The organism is Terrilactibacillus tamarindi (genome assembly GCF_009718825.1).
Lineage (GTDB): Bacteria > Bacillota > Bacilli > Bacillales > Sporolactobacillaceae > Terrilactibacillus > Terrilactibacillus tamarindi.
Window position 1 is genome coordinate 45285 of sequence record NZ_WNHB01000021.1, and the last position, 17305, is coordinate 62589.

General features: G+C 36.3%; 14 protein-coding genes and 1 pseudogene. 10 read left to right on the top strand and 5 right to left on the bottom strand.

Annotation, left to right across the window (positions count from 1 at the left end; translation table 11 throughout):
- Positions 1-9: 9 nt before the first annotated feature.
- Complete coding sequence (locus GMB86_RS12590; protein ID WP_155220450.1) at positions 10-720, top strand: transaldolase; 711 nt, start codon at positions 10-12, stop codon at positions 718-720.
- Between the two features lie 138 nt (positions 721-858).
- Here GMB86_RS12590 and GMB86_RS12595 read toward each other — a convergent pair whose 3' ends face one another.
- Entirely contained in the window at positions 859-2316 is a 1458-nt protein-coding gene (locus tag GMB86_RS12595; protein WP_155220485.1) for a glycosyltransferase family 2 protein, read from the bottom strand.
- 942 nt (positions 2317-3258) lie between these two features.
- Here GMB86_RS12595 and GMB86_RS12600 point away from each other — a divergent pair.
- From GMB86_RS12600 to GMB86_RS12620, 5 genes are all read left to right on the top strand, one after another.
- On the top strand, positions 3259-3720 hold the full coding sequence (locus GMB86_RS12600) for an RDD family protein (RefSeq protein WP_155220452.1): 462 nt from the start codon (positions 3259-3261) through the stop codon (positions 3718-3720).
- 390 nt (positions 3721-4110) lie between these two features.
- A complete protein-coding gene (locus GMB86_RS12605; RefSeq protein WP_155220454.1) occupies positions 4111-5721 on the top strand; it encodes a catalase in 1611 nt (536 codons plus the stop codon).
- A gap of 820 nt (positions 5722-6541) precedes the next feature.
- Positions 6542-7507 (top strand): bile acid:sodium symporter family protein, encoded by a 966-nt coding sequence (locus tag GMB86_RS12610; protein ID WP_155220456.1) that lies wholly within the window; start codon positions 6542-6544, stop codon positions 7505-7507.
- 170 nt (positions 7508-7677) lie between these two features.
- Positions 7678-7926, top strand: a complete 249-nt coding sequence (locus GMB86_RS12615) for an alpha/beta-type small acid-soluble spore protein (protein WP_141191332.1) — start codon at positions 7678-7680, stop codon at positions 7924-7926.
- A gap of 184 nt (positions 7927-8110) precedes the next feature.
- On the top strand, positions 8111-8791 hold the full coding sequence (locus GMB86_RS12620) for a YetF domain-containing protein (RefSeq protein ID WP_155220458.1): 681 nt from the start codon (positions 8111-8113) through the stop codon (positions 8789-8791).
- 62 nt (positions 8792-8853) lie between these two features.
- Here the strand turns inward: GMB86_RS12620 and GMB86_RS12625 are convergent, their stop codons facing one another.
- Entirely contained in the window at positions 8854-10407 is a 1554-nt protein-coding gene (locus tag GMB86_RS12625; RefSeq protein ID WP_155220460.1) for an ABC-F family ATP-binding cassette domain-containing protein, read from the bottom strand.
- A gap of 375 nt (positions 10408-10782) precedes the next feature.
- Here GMB86_RS12625 and GMB86_RS12630 point away from each other — a divergent pair, with 375 nt between their 5' ends.
- Entirely contained in the window at positions 10783-11913 is a 1131-nt protein-coding gene (locus tag GMB86_RS12630; RefSeq protein ID WP_155220462.1) for a DEAD/DEAH box helicase, read from the top strand.
- 90 nt (positions 11914-12003) lie between these two features.
- Here GMB86_RS12630 and GMB86_RS12635 read toward each other — a convergent pair whose 3' ends face one another.
- Positions 12004-12933 (bottom strand): LCP family glycopolymer transferase, encoded by a 930-nt coding sequence (locus tag GMB86_RS12635; protein WP_155220464.1) that lies wholly within the window; start codon positions 12931-12933, stop codon positions 12004-12006.
- Between the two features lie 301 nt (positions 12934-13234).
- On the opposite strand from GMB86_RS12635, the pseudogene tnpA reads away from it, so the two are divergent.
- Together tnpA and GMB86_RS12645 are read left to right on the top strand one after the other, a co-directional pair.
- Positions 13235-13596: pseudogene (gene tnpA / locus GMB86_RS12640) on the top strand (IS200/IS605 family transposase).
- A 591-nt stretch (positions 13597-14187) separates the two neighbouring features.
- Positions 14188-14703, top strand: coding sequence for a hypothetical protein (locus GMB86_RS12645; protein WP_155220468.1), 516 nt, complete (start codon positions 14188-14190; stop codon positions 14701-14703).
- A gap of 72 nt (positions 14704-14775) precedes the next feature.
- Here the strand turns inward: GMB86_RS12645 and GMB86_RS12650 are convergent, their stop codons facing one another.
- Positions 14776-15327, bottom strand: a complete 552-nt coding sequence (locus tag GMB86_RS12650; protein ID WP_155220470.1) for a hypothetical protein — start codon at positions 15325-15327, stop codon at positions 14776-14778.
- A 532-nt stretch (positions 15328-15859) separates the two neighbouring features.
- A complete protein-coding gene (locus tag GMB86_RS12655) occupies positions 15860-16060 on the bottom strand; it encodes a transporter substrate-binding protein (RefSeq protein ID WP_155220472.1) in 201 nt (66 codons plus the stop codon).
- Positions 16061-16078: 18 nt separating this feature from the next.
- On the opposite strand from GMB86_RS12655, the gene GMB86_RS12660 reads away from it, so the two are divergent.
- Positions 16079-17260, top strand: a complete 1182-nt coding sequence (locus GMB86_RS12660) for a sigma-54 interaction domain-containing protein (RefSeq protein ID WP_155220474.1) — start codon at positions 16079-16081, stop codon at positions 17258-17260.
- Positions 17261-17305: the final 45 nt, after the last annotated feature.

Genomic DNA, 17305 nt, shown 5'->3' on the forward strand with positions numbered 1-17305 from the left:
GGCAGAAAAATGAAAGGGTTATCAATTAAAGTATTTGCAGATGGAGCAGTGATCGAGGACATGGTAAAAGCCTATGAAACAGGAGATATCAAGGGATTTACGACGAATCCGTCGTTAATGAAAAAGGCCGGTATTCAAGACTATGAAGCTTTTGCTAAGGACGTCATTCAGAAAATTCCTGATTTACCCATTTCATTTGAAGTGTTTGAAGATGATTTTGATTTAATGGAAAAAGAAGCCCACAAAATTGCCAGTTGGGGAGAAAATGTCTATATAAAAATTCCGATTATCAATACAAAAGGAGAATCTTCTGCTCCTTTGATCCATAAACTTTCAAAATGCGGCTATTCATTAAATATTACGGCCATCTTAACCCTCGACCAAGTTAGGGAAACAGTGGATGCCTTTGAATTAGGAACAAAAAATATTGTTTCTGTTTTTGCAGGCCGGATGGCGGATTCAGGCGTTAATCCTATTCCTTACATGAAGGAAGCTGCCTCTATATGTCATGAAAAACCAGGAACAGAACTACTTTGGGCAAGTTCACGCGAAGTATATAATATTTTTCAAGCAGAAGAGTGTGGAGCAGATATTATCACGTGTACCCCAGCTATATTAAGTAAACTTCCTAATATCGGAAAAGACCTTTATCAATTATCTTTGGAAACCGTTCAAGGTTTTAATAAGGATGTGAAAGCGCTAGGGTATTCTGTGTTGTAAGTCTTTGTAGACTAGGGGGTACTCAATAATCAAAAAAGTTTTATAACAGAAAAAATAGACCAGAAGAAAAGTTATCCAGCTTTTCTCTGGTCTTTTTGGTATAAAGATAACGTGATTATGAAGAATGTAAATCTTTTATTAAGCCTTATGTTGTCCTCTAAGTGTCCAGATTTGATACAACATGATGAGAGACTCCAAAATAGTGAGATAGGTTAAAACGATCCAACCAGACATGAGATAAGGCTTCACAGCAGCTTGGGTGGCAGGATTTGTTAAGGTATCTCTGAAATGGATGCAAGCGAAAGTTGAAGCCGTGACAAACAAGATAAATAGAAGGACGCCTTGGGTGAGTTTACTGCGTGTTTTTCCGGATTCTGCCGCATATTGACTGGCCCATCCATCTTTCTTATTTGCAGAGAGCTTCTCTAGCCAAACTTGTATAAAGGTAATCAAATTCACCCAAAGGTAAATTTCAGGACTTATTAATAGTGTCGCTAAAATTACATCTATTGGTCGATGCATCGGCGTTTTTAGGGCTAGTATCATGTTTAGTAAAGAGGCTAATACAACTGGAGTGAGCCAAATCCAATTCCATGTATATTGATCGGTTGCAAGAGAGAGTGCGAGTAAAGTGACAAATAAGACTCGAACGATAAGGTCAATGAACATTTTAGCTTGCGAACGCCAAAGTCGTCCTGTATGCCGAGTTTTGACTTTGAGATCTTTACTTGTCAATAGATTTACTGTTCCAGACTTCCATTTATTCCGTTGCTCTCTATATGAATGGTAGTTTCTCATTGCATCCACAAAACAACGAGCATGGGGGCTAATTAATGTCTTCCAACCTGATTTCTGAAGTTGCCAAGTCAGCAGCATATCTTCAACGTCGCTTTCATTCTGCCAGGGTCCATCAAGTTTATTTTCATCAACAATGTCTTGCAGGGCTTCTGGTCTGAATAGGGTGGCTTGCCCTCCAAGAACATAGGTGCTTCCGCCGTGGTATTGTAAATCGAGCAGCCAGCTTGCCATATCTTGTTTTTGCTGGTGTGTCCACCATCGTGCTATAGGTCCACCATACTCTCCGCTTGTAATTTTCTCTTCGTAGTGTGTATCGTCTTTTGAGAGCAGGCTTTTCTTTTTCGGCATTCTCATGGTATATTTTGCCATAACGCCGCCGATATTTCGTCCACTCATTAAACCATCCCAAAGATAGGCTAGTGCCCCAGGGGCAAGTCGACTATCTGCATCCATACCTAATATGGCTTTAACCGATTGTTGATACATCATTTGGTATTCCGTGAGTTCAGTATTATATAAATCTAGAATATCTCCATAAATGCCTTTCCAGGCTGAATTTAGAGCGCCTACTTTTCGTTGTTTGTTATTTTTTGTGACGATCACTTCTAGATTTAAACCAAATTCCATTCCTGCTAATTCTGCGATCTCTTTGGTGCGGTCTGTACAGTTATCGGCAATAACAAAAACATCTAATTCAACGCCAGAAGGGAGACTCTGATCGCCTAAACCAGCTAAACAATCTCGAATCGATTTTTCTTCGTTGTGAGCTGGAATAAAGGCCGCAATTCTAGGTTTCATATAGGTTTTTCTTACACTAGGAATTTCATCAAAATGTGGAATTTGAACCATTCTAGAACGACTTGTGTAATTGATCATTTATGTTCCCCCAAGTTCTAAATTAGGTCATTATTATTTTAATAGATTGAAAATAAGTGAAAGGTTTGCTTGGGATATGTTAACATGTAGTTAACAAAGGATCCCGTTCTCTTAATTAACACTTAAATACAACACTTCAAAATGGTCGTACTAAACATTGCATGGGGATGCTAAGTTTATTTGCGATCTTGTATCGTGTTGATGGGACGAATTCTTTGCAACAAACTTAATTGTGGGGAGATCGGTAGTCTCTTCACGATTAAGTTTTTTTATAGATGTTGTTCAAAAAGTCACCCAATGATAAGCTACGAATCTCGGCGTTGTCCAAGAGGATCTTCAACTAGGCCGCTCACATCCTGTGGAATGCTGGTCCTCAAAACTACGCCGCCTTGATCTTCTTGCTTCTAATTAGCCGCCTTACTGAACACGTACTTATAAGATTTTAATTTCCTACCTCCTCCGTTTTATTCCTTGTACCTCCTTCATATTATTTAAGCAATGGAACGGGTTAAGTCATTGTTTAATGACCACAATGCGGATGCGTTTCTTATTTTATAATTTAAAGCATTACACATTCATTACATTGTTCACAATATTGACAAATAAGCCGTTTTTTCGAATGGTTAGAATTACGGAAAAAACCTTGTTAAATAAAGGATCTGACGCGATTTTTATAAATAAGGAAAAAAGTTTTCGACTAAATACGTAAACACAAAAAAATATATTGAGAACTCCTTCAAGATTGGAGAGTAAGAGAAACCATCTCTTCCAAAAAGAGAGATTTTTGTTTTAATATGCTTATGGCGGGAATATTAAAATAAGTGATTCTTCAATTGTTATTAAAGTCTATTGGAGGTGAATGATATGAAGCCAACGCAAACAGCAGGCTTTTGGATTCGCTTAGCTGCTAATATTATTGATGGAATTATTGTCATGGTGATCGTTTATTTGCTTGGTGCCTTTTTATTTGGTAAAAGTTATTTAGAAAGAGACTCAGGTATTGGTACAGTTCAAATATTTGGAGATGTTGTCTCTTTAATATATTTTGTTTTAATTCCGATCGTATGGAGCGGTTATTTACCTGGGAAGAGACTTTGTGGTATACGGATCGTCAAAATAGATGGCCAAAAACCAACGATCGGAACGATGCTGCTTCGGTATATTGTCGGTGGACTTGTCTATACCGTATCTTTTGGTATTTGTTTAATCATCAGTATTTTTATGGTCGCCTTTCGAGAGGACAAAAGGGCCATCCATGATTTCATCGCGGGAACCTATGTAACAAAAAACCCACCGGCTGGTCATAAAAGATTCGAGAGAGGTTAAGATACCTTAACTTTTATTACACTTGATGCCCTTGTTTATTAATAAACAAGGGCATCAAGTGCGTATTTTCCTGGCCCATCATCGCAACCCCCAATGGCATTGGTAGCAATTAACAGATTAATAATCCGATAAGCCATTTTAAAAATATTGATGACATGTTAACCGCCATTTATCCTATAAAAAAGACGCTGATGGCTTTTAATGATAAATAACGACCACCGGTTTTCTACGTATGGTGTGAAAAGTCACAATGAGTCAAATTCTAATAAGTATTACTAAAAAAGAAAAACAGAAAAAGATGATTTGAATGAGAAGTTTATAAAGAATAAAAATACATACAATAAAAGCGGATTGGAAATAAATAAATAGAATTAATTCTACAATGGAGGAATGACATTGGAAGAAAATAAATCGGAAACCCATATTAAAGGTACTGGTGAAAGTTCAGATTCATTAACAAATCGCCAAGGTCATCCGGTAACAGATAACCAAAATATTAGAACGGTAGGAAACCGTGGACCATCGACACTTGAGAATTATGATTTTATCGAAAAAATTTCCCATTTTGACAGAGAAAGAGTACCTGAGCGAGTTGTTCATGCACGTGGAGCTGGAGCCCATGGATATTTTGAGGCTTATGGAAAAGTCGGGGATGAGCCGATTGCAAAATACACAAGAGCAAAGCTGTTTCAGGAAGCAGGAAAACGCACACCGGTCTTTGTTCGTTTTTCAACCGTGGCAGGTGCGATGGAATCACCAGAAACAGCACGTGATCCTCGAGGTTTTGCTGTAAAATTTTATACTGAGGATGGGAACTGGGATCTTGTCGGAAATAATCTTAAAATATTCTTTATCCGAGATGCAATGAAATTTCCTGATATGATTCATGCTTTTAAGCCTGATCCGGTTTCAAATTTAAGTAACCCTGAACGAATGTTTGATTTTCTCTCTCGTACACCAGAAGCAACACATATGGTTACCTTTGTATTTTCTCCTTGGGGCATTCCGGCAAATTATCGCCAAATGCAGGGATCAGGTGTCAATACATACAAATGGGTCAACAAAGATGGAGAAGCTGTATTAATTAAGTATCATTGGGAACCATTGAAACAAGGTATTAAGAATCTTACCCAAAAGGAAGCAGACGAAATACAAGCTAAAAATGTAAGCCACTCTACCCAAGATTTGTATGAAGCAATTGAGCGTGGTGACTATCCTGAGTGGGAGCTTTGCGTTCAAATCATGAGTGACGAATACCATCCTGAGTTGGATTTTGATCCATTAGATGATACAAAATTATGGCCAACAGACAAATTTCCGTTCTTAAAGGTAGGGAAAATGGTTTTAAACAAGAATCCGGAAAATTATTTTAATGAAGTTGAGCAGGCAGCGTTTGGTACAGGAGTATTGGTAGATGGATTGGATTTTTCTGATGATAAAATGCTTCAAGGCAGAACTTTTTCCTATTCGGATACTCAGCGATATCGCGTAGGCACGAACTATTTACAACTTCCTATTAATGCACCTAAAAAGCGTGTTGAAACCAATCAGCGAGGAGGCCAAATGTCATACCAAGTGGATTTAGCGCAGGATCAAAATCCACACATAAATTATGAGCCTTCCGTTATTGGAGGCTTAAAGGAAGCGGAACAGATAGGTAAAATTCATGAGCCGCGCTATAATGAAAAATTGGTTCGTGAAAAAATTGATCGTACAAATGATTTTGGACAAGCAGGTGATACGTATCGGAGCTTCGAGGAATGGGAAAGGGAGGAACTCATAAGTAATCTTGTAGATGCACTCAAAGTATGCAGATCCGAAATTCAGAATAAAATGATTGAATATTTCACCCATGCTGATGAGGATTATGGAAGACGGGTTAAAGAAGGATTGGCAAAAGCGATGGAAATGGGCAAGGATACAACAGATATAAGCACGGCAGAAGCAGATGAAGCAACGGATAAGGCAGAACAAATGGGACACGAAGCAGATCCTTATTAATAACGAATGGCCGAACTTTTAGTGAGTTCGGCCATTGTTCTTTAAATACATATCTCTCAGAACACATTTAATTTCTACCGGTTTTATAAAAAGGTATTGATAACCTTGCGTTTCTGTATAATGTTTTTCTATATCTGAGTCTCATAGTCAACGAACCCCCACTGAGAACTTGACGGTTCTGCTTTCAGTAGGGGCTTGAGTTAGCCACTCAGGTCTTTTCGTCTTTCAGCAAGACAAGTGACGCTCTGAGTAGTATCCTCAAATCACTGTTTTTGGTTGGTACTGGTTGTACCACCACTTGCATCGCCCTTGAAAAAGAGCCATACAAGCCCCGACTGAAAAGTCAAGTACACATGGATGGTTGACGCACCCACTAAGCTATGCGCGAAACAACAGCCTTACGTGTTTGTACTTTTTGTGCGTTAAAGATTTTACGTGACAGATGAATCCCTGTCACAACCTCATATCTTTAGTTTTCAAAGAACACTTGTGCTTATTATAGTATATTTGTTCGAATTGTACAATAATTTTAGCTTACGCTAACCGGCAATTCATCTCCACCTGAATTGTTGGTCTTCGCCCGTAACACAAATCAGATGGAGTCTTCTTACCGGAAAAGGATAAATATCAACCTAAATGAATAAATAAGAATATTTAAAGAAATCTTTCAATAATTACAATATGATTCATAGTATTGTGATAATATGATATAGAACAATCTGTGTTTAAATAGAAAGATGAACAACAGGAATATTACTATCCCTTATTGAACATACATTCTTCTATATACAACGAAAATAATTTGCAATGGAGACATATCATGATAGAAAACAAAATACAGAAGATCATATCATTACTGCCTTTTTTAACTCCAGCTTGTTTGCTTGTTGGCGTTCTAATAGGAGATCCATTAACGAAACTCATCAGTTTTATCCCTTGGATTTTTGCCATTATGACGTTTACAGGAAGTACGAGTGCTAATTTTAAACAATTAAAAAATGTCTTTGAACATCCACTACCGATCTTTGTCACATTAATGGTTCTGCACGTTCTTGTACCAATGGTCGCTCTTTCTATCGGACATGCTGTATTCGGAGATGACCCGTTAACCATTATTGGTTTTATCTTAGTTGTTGTCATTCCTTGTGGTGTGACAAGCTTTGTTTGGGTTTCTATCTTTAGAGGAAACAATGTCCTTTGCCTTACAACGATTATTATTGACACTATTCTTTCACCCATTATTGTCCCATATAGTTTACTTCTATTTGTCGGACAAAAAGTCGATCTAAATCCATTTTCTCTCACGCTCAATTTAGTTACTATGATTGTGATTCCATCTTTACTTGGGATGGTATTCAATCAATATGCTAAAGAAGGTACTAAAAATCTTGTTCGAAAATGGTCATCTCCATTTAAATTAGGTGTCTTACCCATCGTTTTAATCAATGGCAGTGTTTTATCAACTTATTTGAAACATATTGATCTTAAAGTGATTAAGATTCTCGTTTGCATTTTTATAATTTCATCCTTTGGTTATTTAGTCAGTTGGTCAATTGGCAAGTTATTGAAATGGAACCATGAGGAAACGGTGTCCCTTACGTTTAACGGGGGCATGCGAAACATAAGTGCTGGCTCTGTACTGGCTGTGACTTATTTTCCCGCAGCTGTCGTTTTACCTGTTGTTCTTGGTCAATTGCTTCAGCAAGTATTAGCCGCATCGTTTGGAAAGATCCTGTTTGGAAAAGAGAAAATTCAAGAAAGAGTACAGGAATCCAAGACAGCCTAATGGCTATTTGGATTTAGAAAGAAGACCTTCTTATCCGTTTAAAAACCTCCATTAGAAGGAGGTTTTTTTGTACCTGTTGATCCCCGTTTATCTTCTTTGAATACTCAGAATCTTTAGGTGGGATAAAGTGATCATCTCGAGAGCATGATATGGGAGAAGGGGGGATTCAAATGCCGAACAGAAATAAGTTGTTAGTTCCTGAAGCAAGAGAAGGTGTAGATCGGTTAAAAGCTAAAATCGCTCATACAGATAAGCCCGAAAATGCAAAATATGAAGTAGCAAAAGAAGTTGGAGTTCCACTAAATGATAAATATAACGGGAACATGACGTCCAAAGAAGCTGGAAAAATCGGTGGACATTTAGGCGGCCAAATGGTTCGTGAAATGATTAAAATGGCCGAGAAAAATTTAAAGAAATGAGATATATCCTTCCTCAAAATGAGGGAGGCTTTTTCCATTATTAATATGGGGCAGTCAATCGGTAATACGTTCGGTATTTATTAGCAGAAACCTATAGTCATGTTTAGTATTTGTCTTAGTGCATACACTAAGATAAACTTCCATCATAGAAATAAATACGAATCTATATTGACAAAGGTGCTCCATGGACAGAATTTTAACGACATCTATTCGAACATTAATTGGCTTTGTTTTATTGCTCATCTTGACACGAATATTAGGTAAAAAACAACTCAGTCAAATGACGATTTTCACCTACATTACAGGTATTGCCTTAGGAAATATAGCGGGTGATATGGTTGTTCACAGAGATATAAAAATAATTGATGGTTTTACAGGTATGACACTTTGGGCATTATTAACACTTCTCATAGAGTATATTAGTTTAAAGTCTTCGAAAGCTAGAGTACTCTTAAATGATGAACCGACGATTATTATAAAAAAGGGAAAAATAATGAAAAAAGCAATGGTTGCAGAAAAATTAAATCTTGATGATTTAACGATGCTTTTAAGAAATAATAATGTCTTTTCAATGGCGGATGTAGACTATGCGATCCTAGAACCTAATGGAGAGCTTAGTGTATTAAAAAAAGAAGAAAAGGAACTTTTGACTAAAAAGGATGCTAATGTACAGATTCATTACAGCCGTTATATTCCAACAGAACTGATTGTTGATGGAAAAATAGTAGAGAAGAATTTAAAAGAAGAGCATATACAAAAGGAATGGCTCATTGATCAGTTGAAAATGAACGGGATTCACTCAATTCATGAGGTTAATTATGCGGAACTACAGATGGATGGCAGCTTATTTGTTGATAAAAATTGAGGGATATTATTATTTTGCACTAGAATAAGACTAGGAATTCCATAACTCCTAGCCTCTATCTATTACAATACTTTCGTTGTCCAAAATTCGCAGTTCCATTTTTCTGTCACAATGTCTTCATAAAACTCCGGTTCGTGAGAGATAAGCAGGATACTACCTTTGTATGCCTGTAATGCTCGTTTTAATTCATCTTTTGCATCGACATCTAAATGGTTCGTTGGTTCATCGAGAACAAGGATGTTTGTATCATCATTAATCAATTTACATAAACGGACCTTCGCTTTTTCGCCACCACTTAAAACAGAAACTCGTGATTCGATATGTTTTGTGGTTAAACCGCATTTAGCGAGTGCTGCTCGAACTTCATATTGAGTAAAAGAAGGGAAGGTATCCCAAACTTCTTCAATACATGTTTTCGTAGATGGATCTTTTGTTTCCTGCTCAAAATAGCCGATGTGCTGGTGTTCTCCTCGTTCAACAGATCCGGAAATAGGCTCAATTTCACCCAGTAAACTTTTAAGAAGGGTCGTTTTCCCGATACCATTGGCTCCATATAGGGCAATTTTCTGTCCCCGTTCCATCCGTAAGTTGAGGGGAGATGATAGCGGTGAATCGTAGCCAATGACAAGATCTTTTGTTTCAAAGATCAGTTTTCCAGATGTACGTGCTGATTTAAAATTAAACTCAGGTTTTGGTTTTTCGGTAGCTAACTCAATCATATCCATTTTATCAAGCTTTTTCTGCCTTGACATGGCCATGTTTCGCGTACTAACCCGAGCTTTATTACGGGCAACGAAGTCTTTTAGCTTCGCAACTTCTTGCTGTTGTCGTTTGTAAGCCGCTTCTAACTGTTGTTTTTTAACTTCGTAGACTTCTTGGAAGTGATGATAATCCCCAACATAACGGCTGAGTTCTTGATTTTCCACGTGATAAATCACATTAATCACACTGTTTAAAAAGGGGACATCATGCGAAATTAAGATAAAGGCATTTTCATATTCCTGAAGGTAGCGTTTTAACCATTCGATATGTTCTTCATCTAAATAGTTTGTTGGCTCATCGAGTAAAAGGATCTCGGGCTTTTCTAACAAAAGCTTAGCGAGTAAGACCTTTGTTCGTTGTCCACCGGATAGGTCAGTCACATCCCGATCAAGTCCAACATCCATAAGCCCTAGTCCTCTGGCCGTCTCTTCAACTTTTGCATCTATCACATAAAAGTCATTATTCGTGAGCATATCTTGAAGGACGCCAACGTCTTCTAATAACTTCTCCAGTTCATCTGGTTCCACTTCACCCATTCGCCCATACATCGCATTCATGTCTTCTTCCATTTTAAAAAGATATTCAAAAGCACTTTTTAAAATATCACGAACCGTTTTTCCTTTTTCAAGAACAGAATGTTGGTCAAGGTAACCCACGCGAACATTTTTTGCCCAATGGATCTTTCCTGCATCCGGTATTAGCTTTCCGGTGATAATATTCATAAAGGTTGATTTACCTTCACCATTGGCGCCGATTAAACCAACGTGTTCTCCTTTTAAAAGACGGAAGGAAACATCGTCAAATATCGCACGGTCACCAAAACCGTGACTCAATTTTTCTACAGATAATATCAATGGTACACCTCTATGCAAGACCTAATTTGGTCGGATTATTTATGTTACTTAAAAAGTATAACGTGTGGAAGTAACAGGGGGCAAGTTGTTTCTTTAGATAGAGTTTAAGAGGTTGTTCAAAAAGTCACCAAATGATAAGCTGCGAATCTCGGCGTTGGCCAAGAGGATCTTTAACTAAAATCGCTCACGTCCTGTGGCTGGTGCCTAAAGCTACCACATCATGTGGAATGCTGGTCCTCAAAACAGCGCCGCCTTGACCTTCTTGCTTCTAATTTGTCACCTTTTTGAACACACACTTTAAGTAAAAATTGCAATATGGATCGGGATTTGAGATACTTTAACTTACATTTGATTGAAATGAATTGAGGGAATAACATGACACAATGGGCATTTTTAAATAAAGTACAACCTTTTTTAAAAGAAAATTTTATAAAGGCTAATTTTACAGTGCCGACAGAAGTTCAAGAACAAACGGCTGAGACGATTATGGAAGGAAAGGATCTTATCGCTGAGTCACCTACAGGTACAGGAAAGACTCTGGCGTATGTCTTACCCCTTCTAGAAAAAATAAACACAAGTACAAAGAATCCACAGGTTGTCATTCTTGCACCATCTCGTGAACTGGTGATGCAAATCTATCAAGTGATATTAGATTGGAAAAAAGGTTCAGATATTCAAGCTTTATCACTGATTGGCGGAGCAAACATTAAAAAGCAATTGGAAAATATCAAGAAAAAAGGACCACATATCATTGTTGGTTCACCTGGTCGTATTTATGAAATCATTAAGATGAAGAAATTGAAGATGCATGAAGTGAAAACGATTGTACTGGATGAAGTCGATCAACTGGTTGTTTCTGAACATGTAGGGACAGTGAAAGATATTATTAAATCGACACTTCGTGATAGACAAATTTTATGCTATTCAGCGACGCTTCGTGCAGATGTAGAAAAAACATTACTTGAAATCACAAATGATGCCATAGTCATGAAGTTTAAATTAAAGAAAAAAGATTCTGGTAAAGTCAAGCATCAATACATTGTTGCTTCTCAGCGTGATAAAGTGAAAGTTCTACAAAAGCTCTCTCATATAGAAGGAATGCAGGCACTTGTTTTTGTGCGGGATATCGCTCATTTAGCTACTTATGCAGAGAAGTTAGAGTTTCATCATGTACGTGTTGGTGTTCTTCATAGTGAAGTTGGGAAAGTTGAACGAAGTCAAATTCTAAAAGCATTTAAGGAAGGTAAGTATACACTATTGCTGGCAACTGACGTGGCAGCTAGAGGACTCGATATTAAAGATTTACCTTATGTCATACAAACCGATACGACTAAAGAAGAAACATATATTCACAGGTCAGGTCGAACCGGGCGAGCAGGTAAAAAAGGGACTGTTATTAGTCTTGTGACACCAAGTGAAGTATCACATCTTAAGAAATTGGCAAAACAAATAAAGATCGATATACAAGAAATCGTCTTATCAAGAGGGAAATTAGAAGTGAGGTAATTTTAGACTAAGCTGTAGATATGTTAGGCAAGTCTTACTAAAGAGCCCACGTCCTGATAAGAGGTCGCGGGCTTAATTAGTATTTATTTTTTACTCATCGGTTAGTTGATCTTGAATCATTTGATGCACGCGTTCTTTTTCATCATCAGAAATTTGAAGATAGTAGATTTTTGAACCGCTCGATGTTTTTTCCCAATCATCCGAGCCTTTTACTTCATAGTTCTGGACATTTTGTTTGCTGTCGCGATAGTTAGAGGCTAAGTTTTTCATGTCATCAAATGTTAGATTGGTTTTGACATTTTTTTGTACGGCATTTAAGATGTCTTGATATTTTGAGAAAGATCCAAAACTTGCAGCTTTGTTAATAACAGCCATAATGACATCACGTTGTCGCTGGTTTCGTCCAAAGTCACCACGTGGATCTAAGTGACGCATTCTTACATACCCAAGAGCTTTCGCACCGGAATCAAGTGTGATATCTCCTTTTTGATAATGGTAGCCTTTTTTATAGTAACCTTCATCACGCCAATCAATGTCATTGTGAACCGTGACCCCACCAACAGCATCGACTAAATCAGCGAGACCCTCCATGTTAATCCGAAGATAATGTTTAAAGTTGACATTGAACAAATTGTTGAATGTGTTTAATGCCATTTTCGGACCACCATAAGCATAGGCACTATTAATCTTATTTACTGTACCATGACCAACGATTTCCGCTTTTGTATCACGAGGGACAGAGATCATTTGCATGGATTTTTTCGTTGGATTAAGCGTTAGAGCTATCATCGTATCAGACCGCCCCACATCACCTTTACGTTCATCAACTCCAAGAAGCAAAATAGGGAAGGCTTGAAGGTTCTTGATGGCACTTGAATTTTTCCCGGATCCACCTGCCGGATCATAAATCTTATTAGCCGTGCTTTGAACAGAATGATAGAGATACCAAATAAACCCTCCTCCGCCAACTAGAACAATCCCAACAACAATAGCTAGAGTAATAAATATTTTCTTAAGCATCATATTCTTCCTTTTCAAGTGAAATGTTTAATTAGCAATCTAGCTATATATTAGCACTAAACGAGTGAATGGGGGAGAAATTTTGATAGAAATTACATAGTAGATGGGGCGTTCTGTCCAACTTCTTTCGACATAGAACAAAAAAGAGCCATTAATATGAGATTTTTAATTAATGCTTTTTAAACCATAGACTATACCTGTGGGAAAATAAACCTTCAAGGGTTGTAACAGAAAAATCTCCACTCGTTATAATAGAAGATGGCCGTCAAACGAACTTCAAATAACGAGAGGAGATCTGCTCATGTCGAGCGACAGTAATTTAACACATACAAGATGAATTGTAAGTATCACATTATATTCATCCCGAAATATAAAAGAAAGTTGATCTATGGGAAGTTGAAAAAAGACATTGGATCGATATTAAGAAAGTTATTTGAGATGAAGGATGTAGAAATAATGGAAGTAAATGCCATGCCTGATCACATACACATGTTGGTAAGAATACCAACCAAAATGTCTGGTCTCATAGGCAAAAGGTTACTATGTAGGTACAGTGGAATTAAACTAAAAACAGTGGCCAAATATATTCGAGAACATGGATCAGAGGATCGTTTGCGAGACAATTTGAGCAAGCGAGAATATGTAGATCCATTCAAAAAATAGGTTGGAAGTTAAACGGTTGGCGGTCAATTTAGAGGCTCCTTTAGGGGTTAGTTGGTAAAGTCCTCTTATAGGGCGAGATCAAAATCGCCTGCTCTACGGGCGGTTAGTTATTTATGACGACTTAAAAGGTAATCTGCGTGTTGATAATGAATTTTTAAAAATTGAATTTTTGTCGATAGAAATATTTGTTGTACAACCACTTAGTATGTTGTCTCTTTTTACGTTATATTCGATAGATTTATAATTCAACCCTGCTCGTTATCTTAATTCATGACTAGCAGTCATAACACCTGCGTACAACACTTTTTGGTGTTAAACTTTTTACTACGTTTAGCCTTACCCATAAATAAACACCCCAAAAGATGAATATTTACTCTAACTTTTGGGGTACGGCACAGGGGTGCATGGGCTAAGAGTTACGAAATTGACTCAATTAAAAAAAATAATGCTTTGTTATAAAAAGTATTTCTAAATTGATAATCATCCCTTCAATTAATTGTAAAGTTCACTATTGACACACCTTTGTCCTATTTTATTTTAAAAAAATGGATAAGGTCAATAAGTATTTCTGTACAAAAATGTATAATTTATATGGAAACAGAAAACATTAAGAGAGAAGAACTAAAAAAATTAAGGTCGGTGAGTAGAATAATGATAAAGTACTTAATAAGTTTTAAAACAAAATTAATTATTAGTTTGTTGGTTATCGCAACAATATACTACTGTATTGTTAGTAACTCAATAGCTGGAACTAAAATCAGTGATGAAGGTTTTCCATCAATCACAAATAAAGGTATAAAATTAGTCATTACTGATCATCATTTTTACAATGACAAGCAAAAACTTTTGGTGTCTTTCCATATAAGGACAAATAAACTTTATAAATTTAATCATCTCCATCCTACCTTGATGGAAAATCCTGAAGTTATCGTAAAAGGGGAACATATACGTGGTCATATAGAAGCTTTTTCCAAAGAAAGTGATAACTTATATACAGGTATGTTTGAAGCTTCTTTACCTAATAAATATTCAAATAGGACACCTATCACGTTTCAAACTAATACTATCCTTAGTCAGACAGGACAATGGGCTGTTGTATCAAAATAGGATTTAATTATGGATATGATATTTTATAATATATCATATCCATGTACATTTAGTTGCCATTTTATGATTGTCTTAATCCCAAACTAGTACATTAACACTAGAGTCATAGTCCGTAGCGTTACCTATTTTAATATATAATTCAGCCTTCCCATTATCACCGTCTGTTTTAATTTCACTCCACTCAAATACTTGATAATTTCCATATCCACGCCTAGTTGTTCCTATTGGATCGTCTGGATTATCAGGGTCATATTCCATAAGCTGGACACTATAACTATTGTAATCAGCTACACCATCCACTCTTATTTTAAATCCACCGCCACCTGAGTTAAAATTTCTTGTGTTTACAGTTGTATAGTTATATAAAGGAACCGGATCATAACCTAAATAATCCCATTCACCAGCTCCCAGCGGAACAGCTTTTTGAGTTGAAAACGAAGTAGTAGAATCGGGTAGTATTGTCAATGTTGATGAATCGTTTTTTTGTTTAACGTTTGGTGTGGAAACATCACTTTGGACTTTTTTAGTATTAATGTCGTTAGTACTTGCAAAAGTTGATGTCGGTACCATCATAGAGATGATCAAAGCCGAAAAAAACGTTTTTAACTTGAATTTTTTTAACATTTCAATTCCCCCTTGATTAATTTTTTTGTTGACTCAAGTTGTACACTGGATTATCTCAAGCCACCTTTCATTATTAGGATTATATAATAATATTAGACATAATATTGAAAAAACCTCCAAATATCAAAAAATTATATTTTTTTAGTCGGAATTTTTCATAAAGTTAAATCACCTAAAATAACCATCAGAAAGGATTCTTATAATGGTTGCTTAAAAAAAATATCTATTATCAGAAATAAAAGCCTTATCTCTACGTTGTTCTGGCGTTGATCGTGTCATAGCTTCACAAATGGCCTTTGCTTTCTCTGGATCTTCAGCCCGGGTTTTATAAAAAGAATAAGGGCCGGATGCTACGCCATTTTCTATAGGGGTATCTTTTCATTTAGTAGGATCAGATTATATATATCTTCGTGAAACCAATCATCTATGCACCAACTTCTTAATATTAATGGTGGACAAGTTGTCGGTGAATCTTATGCGTCGTTTGGTTGTCAACAATTTGATTATATTTTAAAACAAATAGAATACACGGCTACCGGACATTGTCTTCTCTACTTTGATCGGTGATTTTTCTTAATGCATCGCTAAACAAGAAAACACTATTATACGTATTTTCCATGACAGATCTGGTCACACTTGACCCAAACTGGTTATTATAAGTATAAATAAAATACTGATTTGCCTTGGATTGAATGGTTTTAAAATAAGGAAGGGATGTATAGATTTCTTTCATCAAGAACAAATTGTGTTTATGAATGACTATGCAGAAAATTTATTAACAAAAAAGCCAACAATTAAAGATATGATCATAAAAAACCTTAACTATATCACTGATAAATCGATGGAGAAACCTGTTCGCCGAAGAATTGAAAATGAAGTTTTCGATATAAGTTATCAATGCTGGCATGATTATTATTTAATTAAATTTACTTTATTTAATCAAAGAAAGTTAAAAAATCATCATAAAATATTGTTCCAAGATATAATTGGTAAAGATTCGTCTTTTATTGAGACATTAAATGTAGCAAAAACGGCGTCTCAAACGGAAGCGAACGTACTTATTATTGGAGAGAGTGGGACGGGTAAGGAACTCTTCGCAAATGCCATCCACAACGAGAGTATGCGAAGTGATAAACCATTTATTGCTGTCAATTGTGGAGCCATATCAAAGGAACTTATTCAATCCGAATTCTTCGGCTATGTTGGAGGGGCGTTTACAGGTGCAAATAAAAATGGAAAGCAGGGCTTATTTGAAGTAGCGAATGGTGGTACGCTTTTTTTAGATGAAGTAGGCGAATTACCACTTGATTTACAGGTGACCTTACTCAGAGTTCTACAAGAAAATGAAATAACACGAGTTGGCGATACCAGACGAATACCTATCGATGTTCGTATTATTGCAGCTACCAATAAGAATATATTAAACGAAATTGCTTATAAAGGAACGTTTAGAAGCGATCTTTACTACCGATTAAGTGTCTTTCAAATCAATCTTGTTCCTCTAAGAGAACGGAGCATAGATCTTCCTGAATTAGCAAATTATTTTCTAACTAAATTAAACGATAAAAATCATACAGAAAAAATTTTTTCCCATAAAGCAATGGAATCCATAAAAGCTTATTCATGGCCAGGGAATATTAGGGAACTAAGTAATGTCGTTGAACGAAGTTATTATTTATCACATTTTCAATCTGAGATAGATATTTATCAGTTAGAGAATCCAAATAAGAATGACTATCATTCTTTGGTACCTCCTCAACGAGAGAATGAAGATATTACAGTGATTGATAATGCTCAATCTGAGAAAACGCTTATCTTAACTTATTTAAAAGAAATGGATTCAAATATAAGTAAGGTAGCCAAAAAAATGGGGATGTCAAGAACCACATTGTATAAAAAATTAAACGTTTACCAAATTAAAATTAAACGATAAGAGTAACAAATAACTCCAGATGATGATCATCTGGAGTTATTTGAC